Annotated in this window: 9 protein-coding genes; 6 read left to right on the top strand and 3 right to left on the bottom strand. The window is 62.9% G+C overall.

Annotation, left to right across the window (positions count from 1 at the left end):
* The first annotated feature begins 35 nt into the window (after window positions 1–35).
* The 3 genes from OVA24_RS10980 to epsC are packed head-to-tail and all read left to right on the top strand — an operon-like array spanning window position 36 to window position 1,705.
* Window positions 36–248 carry a hypothetical protein gene (locus OVA24_RS10980; RefSeq protein ID WP_267669830.1) on the top strand — a complete coding sequence of 71 codons (213 nt, stop codon included), beginning with the start codon at window positions 36–38 and terminating at the stop codon, window positions 246–248.
* 5 nt (window positions 249–253) lie between these two features.
* Window positions 254–754, top strand: a complete 501-nt coding sequence (locus OVA24_RS10975; protein WP_267669829.1) for a rhodanese-like domain-containing protein — start codon at window positions 254–256, stop codon at window positions 752–754.
* A gap of 36 nt (window positions 755–790) precedes the next feature.
* Complete coding sequence (gene epsC / locus OVA24_RS10970; protein ID WP_267669828.1) at window positions 791–1,705, top strand: serine O-acetyltransferase EpsC; 915 nt, start codon at window positions 791–793, stop codon at window positions 1,703–1,705.
* 136 nt (window positions 1,706–1,841) lie between these two features.
* On the opposite strand, the gene OVA24_RS10965 is transcribed toward epsC, so the two are convergent.
* Together OVA24_RS10965 and OVA24_RS10960 are read right to left on the bottom strand one after the other, a co-directional pair.
* Complete coding sequence (locus tag OVA24_RS10965; RefSeq protein WP_267669827.1) at window positions 1,842–2,234, bottom strand: hypothetical protein; 393 nt, start codon at window positions 2,232–2,234, stop codon at window positions 1,842–1,844.
* Window positions 2,235–2,284: 50 nt separating this feature from the next.
* On the bottom strand, window positions 2,285–2,644 hold the full coding sequence (locus tag OVA24_RS10960) for a hypothetical protein (RefSeq protein WP_267669826.1): 360 nt from the start codon (window positions 2,642–2,644) through the stop codon (window positions 2,285–2,287).
* Between the two features lie 226 nt (window positions 2,645–2,870).
* Here OVA24_RS10960 and OVA24_RS10955 point away from each other — a divergent pair, with 226 nt between their 5' ends.
* Window positions 2,871–4,316 carry a DUF1501 domain-containing protein gene (locus OVA24_RS10955; RefSeq protein WP_267669825.1) on the top strand — a complete coding sequence of 482 codons (1,446 nt, stop codon included), beginning with the start codon at window positions 2,871–2,873 and terminating at the stop codon, window positions 4,314–4,316.
* Window positions 4,313–4,915, top strand: a complete 603-nt coding sequence (locus tag OVA24_RS10950; RefSeq protein ID WP_267669824.1) for a YdcF family protein — start codon at window positions 4,313–4,315, stop codon at window positions 4,913–4,915. The genes OVA24_RS10955 and OVA24_RS10950 overlap by 4 nt, the downstream gene beginning before the upstream one ends.
* A 190-nt stretch (window positions 4,916–5,105) precedes the next feature.
* Here the strand turns inward: OVA24_RS10950 and hrpA are convergent, their stop codons facing one another.
* Window positions 5,106–8,798: an ATP-dependent RNA helicase HrpA gene (gene hrpA, locus OVA24_RS10945; RefSeq protein WP_267669823.1), complete on the bottom strand. Its 3,693-nt coding sequence runs from the start codon at window positions 8,796–8,798 to the stop codon at window positions 5,106–5,108.
* A gap of 227 nt (window positions 8,799–9,025) precedes the next feature.
* Between hrpA and OVA24_RS10940 the strand changes: the two genes are divergently transcribed.
* Window positions 9,026–12,325, top strand: a complete 3,300-nt coding sequence (locus OVA24_RS10940; RefSeq protein WP_267669822.1) for a serine-rich family protein — start codon at window positions 9,026–9,028, stop codon at window positions 12,323–12,325.
* Window positions 12,326–12,352 lie beyond the last annotated feature (27 nt).

Below are 12,352 nucleotides of genomic sequence, written 5' to 3'. Positions count from 1 at the left end.
ACGGCGGTCTGGAACCACCATCCTCCGCCAGGGGAATGAATGGGGTGAAGCGGAGCTTTGTTGAAAATCCCGGCGCGGACTCCATTGTGGCGGCGGGCAATGGCAGGAACGACCGCGGTATGTTCTCCGCCGCCCGCCCGGGCATCGCCGCGATCCAGAAAGAAGGTGTCGCTGTGACGGGTTGTGTCTTCGACGCCTCCGAACTCCTGCAATGCCCCACCCGCCTCACCGCCACCCTCCGTTCCTGACTGACATGACCACCATCACTCCCACCGCTCTCCGCGAACTCCTCACCGCCGATCCCTCAGCCGAACTCATCGACGTCCGCACTCCGCTGGAGTTCAGGGAAGTCCACGCACAGGGCGCGAAGAACCTGCCCCTGGACACCCTGGATCCGTCCTCCCTGCCGGACGGCAAGCCCATCTACCTTCTCTGCCGTTCCGGACAACGTGCCACCCGTGCCGCTGAAAAATTCTCCTCCTCACAGCTACCCGTCGTGGTGGAGGGCGGGACGCTCGCCTGGGTGGAGGCCGGCCTGCCGGTGGTGCGGAGCGAGAAGAAGGTCATCGGTCTGGAACGTCAGGTCCGCATCGCGGCCGGTTCCCTGGTCCTCACGGGGTTTCTGCTGGGATGGTTTGTGAATCCCCATTTCTTCTTCCTCTCCGGTTTCGTGGGGGCGGGACTCGTCTTCGCCGGTATCACCGACTGGTGCGGGATGGGACTGCTCCTTGCGAAAGCCCCCTGGAACCGCTGACATCACGGGTCCACCGGCCCAGCCCCAGATCCCACCGTGCCCGACCACTCCTATTCCGAGTATATCCCCAAACTTCTCGCCTCCTACGAGAAATTCGGAGGCCTCAACAACGCCGACGCCCTCAACCTGCCTTCCAAGCACGCCGTGGGCGAAATCTGCGAGGGCCTGCTGCAGTTGCTTTTCCCGGGCTTCCTCGACAATGACGTCGTTCATTCCGGCAACCTGGAGGAGATCACCGGCGAGCGTCTGGCATCCGTGATCGGCAGGCTGGAGGACCAGGTGCGGAAGAGCGTCCGCATTGGGAATCCCACCAAGCCCACCGGCCTGACACCGCCCATCATCCGGAAGTTCTGCAAGGCGCTCCACATCGTCCGGGAGATCCTCCGCACCGACATCGAGGCCGCCTACAACAACGATCCCTCCGCCCGCAGCCATGAGGAGATCATCCTTTCCTACCCGTTCATCGAGGCCATCGCCATCCAGCGGCTGGCCCACCGGCTCTACCGTGCGGGCGCGCCGATGATCCCGCGCATGATGACGGAGTGGGCGCACTCCCGCACCGGCATCGACATCCACCCCGGGGCCTCCATCGGCGCCCATTTCTTCATCGACCACGGCACCGGCGTGGTCATCGGAGAAACCTGCAACATCGGCAACCACTGCAAGATCTACCACGGCGTGACCCTGGGCGCCCGCACCTTCATCAAGGACGAACACGGCCACGTCATCAAGGGACTCAAACGCCATCCCAACCTGGGCGACAATGTGACCGTCTATCCGAACTCCACCATCCTCGGCGGGGAAACGGTCATCGGTTCGAACTCCACCATCGGTGCGAACGTCTTCCTCATGCACAGCATCCCGCCGGACAGTCTGGTCATCCACGAGGAAAAGAATCTCTCCATCCGCAGCAAGGTGGAGCGCCGCGCCGACCTCACATGGTCGATTTGAGCGAAGCTCAGATCAAACATCGAACATTGAACGTCCAACATCGGACGCTGAAGTGAGGAATCCTTCTTAATCCTATAATCTGCGCTTAAAAAATCTCACCGTCCGAGACTTTCCAACGTCTGCGCGGGGCCGCATCTCATTGGTGGAACCGGACCACCGCGCCGCCGGATCCGCTTCCAGGGTCATAGCCGAGGCTGATCTCGCACCAACGGTGGTTCCCCGGCTTGTAGCCCAGGCCACGCAGCCATTTACCGGTGCGCCGGACACACTCCCGTTCCTCCGCCTCCGTCCAGTTCTCCCAGCCAACCGAGCCGCTCCCGGCATCCCCAACACGCAGGGACACCGTCACCAGGTCACCTTGGTAAAAACAAAGGCCAGCCGCCAGCAAGCCCCCCTCAACGGGAGCCTGCGGGAGATGCCGCCATACAAAACCGTTCCCCATCTCCTCCTCAGTGGAGCCGCACAGCAAGACCGCCTGCTTTTCCTCCATCCCCCTCGCGATCCGCAGACCGCACGGGTGATGGAGCACGAACTCCCCGCTCAACAAGATTCCTTCCCTCATCCCGCCAACCGTCCGTCTCAGGCTTGGGTAACCACCCGTTTCGGAGCCGCACCCGCAAGGAGCTGCCTCACCTTGTCCATGTCCCCCCTCCTCACGAACCATCGCAGGGTTTTGGAAGAAAGAACCCATCCGAGATCTTCCACGGCCATTCTCCTGCCCGTAAGCAGGCCCACGTATCTGGCATCCCCGTCCGTGACTTCCATATACGGCCTGACGATGATGAGAAACGTCAGGATCAGGCCCAGTATCAGGATGATGCCCGCAGCAGGCAGCGAGCCGGACAACTGCGCGATACATCCCGTCAGCAGCAACGGTGAACAGATGCTGCGCAGGCAATAGCGCACACGGACCGGGGACGATGGTGGGAGGGATGCCATGGTGGTCTTAAGGGATGCCTTATTTTTGAAGACTCCTGACATTCGCCACAACGGATCCGACCGGGCAACCCGAATATGCCCGGCTACCATGAACCCGGCAGCTTACTCCACGAATCTGCCGCCCATCCGCATTTTCACCACCCGTCTTCCGGGATCATCACGAGGTTTTGCTGGGAAAGAAGCCCTTCTCTCCCCAGCGTATGGTAACTCCAGAAACCCAAAACCCATGCTCCAGGATTTCCAGAATCTCGCGCTGACCAGACGCCAATTTTTCCGGCGCTCCGGGACGGGGCTCGGCGTTGCGGCGGTATCATCACTGCTGGCAAAAGCCGGTCTCGGTTCGACGGCGGATGCAGGACTGCCCCATGCCGCCGCGAAGGCGAAGCGGGCGATCTACATTTCGCTGATCGGCGCTCCATCGCAGATCGACCTGTTCGACCACAAGCCGGAACTGGCGAAGCGGTTCAAGGAAGATCTGAAAGACTATCTGGCGAAGCAGGGCGAGCGGCTCACGGGCATGACCTCCGGCCAGGCGGCGTTCCCGCTGGCACCATCCATCTTCAAGTTCGCCCAACACGGACAGTCCGGCACCTGGTTCAGCGAGCTGTTGCCATGGCACGCGAAAATGGCGGATGACATCTGCGTCATCCGGTCCATGCACACGGATGCCATCAACCATGAGCCCGCGAACCAGCTCGTCTGCACAGGGTCCATGCAGAACGGGAAGGCATCGATCGGTTCCTGGCTTTCCTACGGATTGGGATCCATGAACAAGGATCTTCCGGACTTCGTGGTGCTGCATGCCAGGCACAGCTCCCCGTATTCCAACGTGCAGGCCATCTCCTCCCGCCTCTGGGGTTCCGGCTTCCTCCCGGGCAAGCACGCGGGCGTGGCCCTGCGGGCCGCCGGTGACCCCGTGTTGTATCTGAACGACGCACCGGGCATTTCCCGTGAAACGCGGCGCACCATGCTGGACGGCATCAACGCGCTGAACCGGAAATCCTTCGGCACGATCAACGATCCGGAGATCCAGACCCGCATCCAGCAGTATGAGATGGCCTTCCGCATGCAGGCGTCCGTTCCCGAGCTGGCCGACCTTTCAGGGGAAACGGAAGCGACCTACCAACTCTACGGCGAGGACAGCAAGACACGCGGCACCTTCGCGAACTCCACCCTCATGGCACGGCGGCTCCTGGAGCGCGGCGTGCGCTTCGTCCAGATCTTCCACCGCGGCTGGGACCAGCACGGGAACCTGCCACGCGACCTGGCCTCCCAGTGCAAGGACGTGGACCAGGGGGCCTACGGGCTGATCCAGGACCTCAAACAACGCGGCATGCTGGAAGACACGCTCGTCATCTTCGGCGGCGAGTTCGGCCGCACCGTTTATTGCCAGGGTGGTCTCAGCGAGACGAACTACGGCCGGGACCACCACCCGCGCTGCTTCTCCCTTTGGATGGCGGGCGGCGGCATCAAGCCCGGCACGACCTACGGTGAGACGGACGACATGAGTTACAACATCGTGAAGGATCCCGTCCACATCCGCGATCTGCATGCGACCATCCTGCACCAGCTCGGACTCAACCATGAGCGGCTGTCGTTCAAGTTCCAAGGCCTCGACCAACGATTGACCGGAGTGGAACCCGCGAAGGTGGTGGGTGGGATCCTCGCATGACGAAGCCGCGCCGCTTCCGTTGGCTCGTAAAATCCGCCGCCGTGGTGGTCGCGGTGGTTATCGTCTGGCTCATATGGCTGGGCATCTCCATCCACCGCTTCGGTTCGGAGGACCAGGCGCGCCCGTCCGATTGCATCATCGTGCTGGGTGCCGCAGTTCACGGGGATGTGCCCTCGCCGGTCTTTCTTCAACGGCTGCGCCACGGGGTGGATCTCCAGCACAGGGGCATGGCGCGGAAGATCATTTTCACCGGAGCCCGTGCGGAGGGAGACAGCCATTCGGAAAGCGGGATGGGCGAATTCTTCGCCCGCAGCATGGGCATCCCCGCGGACAACATCCTGATCGAGGAACGCTCTACTACCACGCTTGGCAATCTGGTGGAGGCAGCCGCATTGATGAAGGAACACCGCCTGGAATCCGCCATCATCGTCAGCGATCCCGACCACATGAAGCGGGCGATGAGGATGGCGCGGGATCTCGGCATCCGTGCGTATTCCTCCCCCACCCCGACATCCCGCTACCAGTCATGGAAAACGCGGCTGCCTTTCCTGCTGCGGGAGATGTATTTCTTCCACCACTATCTGGTGACAGGCGATTGATGCCCGGTCGATTGAAGTGGCCGGAGCTGGAAAGTAAGGAGGAGGCACACTCCTGTGCCTCGGCGGCATTGGCGATGCGGGATAAGATGGATCTGTCGTAAATGGCCTTTGCTATGGATTCCCAATGCCGCCGATGGACAAGAATGGGAGCGAAGCGGACATAGCGGCAAAGCCGCAATGTCCACCCTCCTTACTTGAGCTTCGCCCATGCTTCCTCCACCCGCTTTTCGGACACCTTTACAACAGTGGGAATTTCCGGGGCGAAGATGGATACACGCAGCTCCTCCAGCATCCAGCCGTGCGGCCACAGGCGAGGTTCCTCCGGCGCGTGCATCCATGCTTCATACCACGGCGACCACAGCCGCCGCATCTTGTCCATCTTCTCCAGATCCTTCACGATGGGCAGGGACGAAACACGGTCCAGCCGCGCGCGCATCGCCTTCAGCCTGCGCGGGTAGTCACGCAGCCCGGAGAAGCCCGCACGCCACGCGAACCTGCCACGGAAGAGCCATGTCAATTCCTCCTCCAGATCCTCCGCGATCTCACCATAGTTGCGATCGCCTTTGTTCCGGTCGATCCATGTCCGGATCTCAGGCAGGATCTCGAAGATCTCATCGAGCGCCATGCCGATGACCGCGGCGGCATCATACCAGCGCCCGCGTGCCTTTTCCTTCATGGCCGCGAAATCCTGCGGTGACCGGGGGAAAGCGCCTCCCGCCGCGCCTTCCGCGCAAAGCAGGATCAGATCCTCCAGTGAGGTTCCGCCCACGCCGAGGCGCGGCATCTCCACCTTCGCCATCATGCCGAGGGGGAACTTTTTCTTCAAATAGTTCACCTGGTCCTGGTGGGCCAGCCAAAGCAGCCGCGCGCCGCCCGCACGGTGGGATTCCGCCGCTTCGACCGGATCGGTATAGGCACGGACACCCACCGACTTCCCCTCATCCACCAGTGCCGGATAGGCGGGTCCGCCCGGAGTCATCACCAGCTCGGGCAGGCTCTCACCATCCCATGAACTGATGCCCCGCCGCTCGACATCCGCATTCGCCGCCGCTTCGAAACGCACGCGCATGCGGTCGGCGAGCTGCAGCTTCAGCACCGACACATCCTCGCCCATCGCCAGCTCGCCGCCATCATCGTCACAGACCCAGATCTTCGTCACCAGATGTGGTGGCAGGCGGGAGGCGTCGAAATCCCCCGCAGGAACGAACGCTCCTGTACGATCTTTCACGTACTCGACCATCGCCTGATACAGCGGACGATCCTTCGGAGCGGCTTTCCACAGTTCCGCGAAACCCTGCGCCACGGAGGCGATGGGCTGGCATACGCGCCGGAAATCCTTTGGCAAAGAGCGCAGCAGGATCTCCGCGCGTTCCTCCAGATCCCCGTCCACGCCCCATGGGGGCAGCCAGTCCGGCAGGCCCGGCAGTTGGTCCACATGGACGCCCAGCGTCACGCCATCATCCCGTTCTCCGGCAGCGGCATGGTAGTAGATGGCATACTCATTACCGTCATGGCGCACCATGTCCGGGTAGCCGTCCAACCCCAGGTATTCCAGATCCTCCGCCACCACGTCACCAACGGACATGATGAGATTGTCCTCATGCTTCTCCCGCCACTTGTGGAAGCCCGCCGCCGTGTTGATCTCGCCGGGCACACGTTCTTCGAAGAACCGCAGCACCGCATCATCGCTCCACAACCCGCCCGGACGGCGCAGCTTCTGTTCGATGAGCTGGAGTTCCTCCCGCAGCTCCTCCATGCGGTCCAGGAAGCGGCACTTCCTCTTCAGCCCGCCACCGACCACTCCCTCGCGGAGAAAAATGCCGTGCGCGGCCTTGGGATCCACACGTCCGTAATGAACGCGACGCCCGGCCACCACCGGCAAGCCGCCGCAGATGACCGTCTGCTTTCCATACACCGCGCCCTGGCCTTCGTCCCAATGCGCTTCACCGTAACGGCTGGTGCAGAGATGAGGCGCGACTTCCTCCACCCACTGTGGATCGATCCTGGCGACACGGCGGGCGTAGAGCTTCGATGTCTCCACCAGTTCCATCGCCATCACCCACTCCCAGCGCTTCGGCGCACCGAAAAGTCCCGAGCCGGGGAACACGGCGAAAAACCCGCCACCCGCACTGCGGTAGGCCTTGTTCTCCCGATCCCACAGACCGAACTGCCGCGGCACCCCGGAGAGCAGCGCCTTGTGGATGGTGGCATAGCTTCCCTGACCGGCGAAGTCCTTGCCCATGGCGCCGATCTTCACCTTCCATTCGCGCTCCAGCAGATCCTGCAGTTCCCCAGCCACGTTCCCCCACTCCACCGCGCGGCGTGCGTTGAGGAAAAGCGGCCCGCAGAATTTCCGCAGCGCGTTCATGCGCCAACGTCCGCGATCATCACGGAATGCGGAGACGTCCTTCCACATCCGCAGGATGCCGGTAAAGTCACTCTCCGCATCCTTCCAGCGCGCATGCGCCGCATCCGCCTCCCGCGCCTTCTCCGCCGGGCGTTCCTTCGGATCGTTCGACTCCAGCGCCGCCACGATGGGCAGCACCTCGGCCAGGCAACCTTCCTTCCTAGCTTCGATCAGCATGCGCCCCAGCCGCGGATCGACCGGCAGGCGCGCCATCTCCCAGCCGGATTCCGTGAGCTGCTTCTCCTTGTCCAGCGCGCCGACCTCCCGCAGCGTGCGGTAGCCCTCCGACACCGCCTTCGCCGCAGGTGGGTCGAGAAATGGAAACTCGTCGATCTCCGGCAGTCCCAGCGCTTTCATCCGCAGGATGACACCCGCCAGCGAGCTGCGGCGGATCTCCGGGTCCGTGAATTCCGGCCGCTCCAGCAGCTCGCTTTCCTCATAGAGGCGCACGCAGACGCCATCCCGCACGCGGCCGCAGCGGCCCTTCCGCTGCCGCGCGCTGGCCTGGCTCACCGGCTCGATCTGCAGGCGTTGCACGCCCTTTCCCGGACTCCAGCGGCTCACCCGCGCGATGCCCGTGTCCACCACGCAGGCGATGCGGGGAATGGTCAGCGAGGTCTCCGCGACGTTCGTCGCCAGCACCAGCCGCCGCTTGTTCCCCGGTTGGAAAACCCGCTGCTGGTCGCCCAGCCCGAGCCGCGCGAAAAGTGGCCGCACCTCCGTGCCACGGTATTGCCTGCCCTCCAGCACGTCCGCGCACTCGCGGATCTCACGCTCGCCGGGCAGGAAGACCAGCACGTCCCCCTGCGGCTCCATCACCGTAAGGTCATCCACCGCACGCGCCACATGCTGCGGCAGCTCCTCGTCATCCTTCGGCGGCAGGAAAAACTCCGCCACCGGAAACATGCGGCCCGGAGCCTCGATGACCGGCGTGCCATGGCCGAAGAACGCGGCGAAGGCACCCGCATCCAGCGTCGCGGAAGAGATCACGATTTTCAGGTCCTTCCGCCGGTCCAGCAGTTGCTTCAGGTAGCCCAGGAGGAAGTCGATGTTGAGAGACCGCTCATGCGCCTCGTCGATGATGAGCGCACCATATTGCTTCAGGCTGCGGTCACCCTGCGTCTCCGCGAGCAGGATGCCATCCGTCATGAACTTGATCCGCGTGTCCCGCGTGGTCTTGTCCTCGAACCTCACCTGGTAACCGACGAACCCACCGAGCGGCACCCTGAGTTCCTCCGCAACCCGCTTCGCCACGCTGGCCGCCGCGATCCGCCGCGGCTGCGTGCAACCGACCCGGCCGCCATCCGGCCCCAGTGCCTCCGCCACCATCTTCGGGAGCTGGGTCGTCTTTCCGGATCCCGTCTCACTCACCACCACCACCACACGGTGCGCCCGCACCGCCGCGATGATCTCATCCCGATGCTCCACCACCGGCAGCTCCGCCGGGTAATTCCACCTTCCTGTAAATTCGCTCATTTCTCCACGGAATCACCCATCCGTCCGCCTCTGCGTGCGGGCAGGGAAAGTAACAGGTTCCACCATCCGGTCAACCAACGCCCTTTTTTGGCTAAGAATGATCTTTTATCCCCCATCGGTCAGAAAGATGGCGAGAAATCCCCCGTCGGTTCCGTATGGTTCCCTTAATCCCTCCGGACCTGATGCCGGATGGGATCCAAAAATCCACAAACCCACATCCCAGCACCATGAAGACCCCATGGAAGGTCGCCATGTTCACCTTTGCCTGTCTGGCCCCAGCGGCGCATTCGGCGAAAGTGGAGGCCGACTTCAATGACCTCAATATCGGAGACACCCGCACGGTTGGCTTCGGCGGCTCACAGAACAACAACGTCCTCAACACCGGCCGTGGCTTCGCCACCGGTGGCGATGGCGAGTATAACAACGGCACGGGAGTGGTGAAGTTCCACGCGGGTGATCTCGCAGCCCCGGCCGGAGTCCAGAATTTCCGCAGCGAACAGAAGACACCGGTGGATCCCGCCGCCGCCGGCCTCGGTGTGGTCTTCACCTCGGACACGACCACCGTGGAACCGTTCCACACGCGGATGCAGGAGCGAAAATTCGCCACCGCGCTCACCGGAACGGAAATCTGGTTCTCTTTCCTTTTCAAACTCAATGGCCCTGCGGCGCAGGGACAGGTATTCTTCAACTCCCCCGCCACCACGGATGGAGGCGCCTCCGCCGGTGGCTTTGGCATCTCCCTCGGACATCCTTCCAAGCCTGGTGCGGTTGCCGTCAACCTCGACCCGGTGCAAACGCCGAACGATGTGCCGAACAGCAGCCCTCTCCTCTACTTTGACGGCACCAAAGGGGTGGAAACCGCAAACACCTCCGCCATCACCGCGCACCTGGTCGTCGGACGCATCACCTACAATGCATCCGGATTGGATATCATCGACGTCTGGCTCGATCCCGCGGATGCTTCGAATCCCACCGCCACCGCACCAACCCTGACGACAACCAGTGATGAAATCCCCGCCGAGGGTCTTTTCTCGGTCGCTTTTGAGGGAACGCGCAATCTCGCGCCGGTGCTCAGCGGATCGAACTATGTTTCCGGAGGGCAGTTCTACCTCGATCACTTCCGGATCAGTGATGACGCCGATGGACTGGCGTTCGTGACCGGCAACATCGAGAGCGATCCGAAACTGGTGATCGACTCCACCAGCACCGCCACCAGCCTGAACTTCCGGGGCGTCTATGGAACAGGGTCTCCTGTCACGGCGGCACCCCGCACCATCACGCTGCGCAACACCGGCGCGAGCAATCCCATCACCATCAACAGCATCGGGTTCCAAGCGGCGACGACGGTTTTCAATGTATCCACGGAAGCAACGCTTCCGGTCACGCTGGCGCCAGGCCAGACCACCTCCTTCACGGTCGGCGGCAGCAGCAGCGCCTTCGGTGTGGCCCAGTCCGCCACCCTGGCCGTCAACACCAGCGTCCCGGAACAGAACATGACTTTCCCGGTGTCCGCCACCTTCTTCACGGCAGGCACCAGGCTCACCGCGAACCCTGGATTCGAAACTGGCACGGACGGCTGGCTTTCCGACAACTTCAGCCTGAACACGCCGGCCGGGCGTGTCACCCCGGGTGCGATCGGCTCCGCGGGGATGGCCCACCTGAAAGGGATGGGCGTCACGGGATCCCCGGACAACTTCAGCCAAACCATGATCAACGGAGCGGCGGACTGGGAGATGACGTTCTACTTCAGCCCCCTGGATGGTTCCGTTTTCTCCGAATATCACTCGGAAGGCAACGCCCCGGAGGGTAATGACCGCACCTTCCAGGTCGTCATCCAGTCCAACAACACGCCCCCCACCCCCGCGAGCGGGACGGAAGGCACCTACACGGATGCGAACAACGGCAACGCCGCCCTCATCAACCTGGCCTACCTGCCTGCGAATGACCAGGGTTTCTCTGTCTTCAACGGATCATCATGGGAATCATTGGGACTGCCACTCATCGTCGGCTCGATCGATGCGAACAAGGACGGAAGCCTGCGTTCCAGCCATGGTGACAGCGTGGTGTTCTATCTCGTCCGTATCAAGGGAACCGGCTTCGGAACCTCCTCGGCGCGGTACAGCATCTCCGTTTCCCAGCCGAACTCCGTCACGACGGCGGCCACCGTTTCCAATCTGGCGACCTGGTCGTCGGATGCGGGAACGGACCATACCCCCGGCTCTTTCACCTTCCCCACCGGGGATGTCTCCCGCTCCGGTGGACTCACAACCAGCTACTGGATCGATGAGGTGTCGTTCTACGCGACGGAAGCGGCGGATCCGGATTTCTCCGTTGTCCCCACGGGTGAGATCGTCTCCCACAACGGAGTGACGACCTCCGGCGGCATCACCATCACCAACACGGGTTTCACACAGGATCTGGTCATCACCGGAGTGGAATTCAACCAGACCGTTGCCACCAGCCCGCAGGTGTTTCCCCTCACCATCCCACCCGGCACCTCCCGGGCACTTCCCGTCGATGTGATCCCGGCGAACTTCGCCACCGGGAACAACGCCACACGTCTGACCGCCACGGTGAAAAGCGATCTGCCAACCAACCCCGACCGCAACGTCATCATCACCTGCGTGGGCACCACGGACCAGAATCTGGCGGGAAACTGGAACTTCCAGGTGGATGGCGGTGACCCATGGACCGATTGGGATACCTGGGCCAGTTGGGCCGAAATCGAGACCGCGAATGCCTCCAAGGATGTGCCTGGCCTTCTCGACGGCACCGGAAAGGCAGCCTATCTGGGCAACAACTCCGCCATCAGGAGCACCTTCGGTGCGTCCACATCCGACTTCGTGGTGGAGTTCCCCTTCGCGCTGAAAGCCACCACCACGGACTTCCGCATGTTCAACCTGCTGATCCACACCGTGGATGGACGGAACATCAACATCCGCTACAGGAACGATGTGTGGCAGTGCTTCCAGGAAGGGACCGGCTGGCAGGACGTCATCACAGGAACACCCATCGTGGCGTCTGCGGATGGCAACAACGACGGCGACCTCGCCGATGCAGGTGACACGAAGAACGTCCATAAGTTCCGCCTGACCGGCACCGGATGGGGCACTCCCGCCGCCACCTACCGGATCGAGATCCTGGACGCCGCCGACCAACCGTTCGCCTCATCCGCGCCGGACCTCGCCTTCTTCCAAGGCGGAGTCCCCGCCGCAGGCGCCACTTCCGTGACCTTCCAGGCCCAGATGGAAAGCTGCCCCGGTTACTGGGTGGATGATGTGTCGGTGCGCTCACTGGCACCTCCCGCCGCCACCGAGCTGAAGATCACGGGCATCTCCGGGGGACCGGGGACGTTCATCCTCCACTGGGACAGCCAGGGCACTCCGGTGACCGTCGAGCGCTCCACCACCCTCCTGCCTCTGTCCTGGGAGGAAATCAGCATCAATGACGGAGACGGCACGCACACGGACTCTTCAGCTCCGGCTGGCCGCGCCTTCTACCGGGTGAAGCCCGTGGGCGCTCCCTGATCCCGGAAGGGCCAACCTCTCCGCCGT

The organism is Luteolibacter sp. SL250, assembly GCF_026625605.1.
GTDB lineage: Bacteria > Verrucomicrobiota > Verrucomicrobiia > Verrucomicrobiales > Akkermansiaceae > Luteolibacter.
This window is presented reverse-complemented; position numbering and strand designations above follow the sequence as displayed.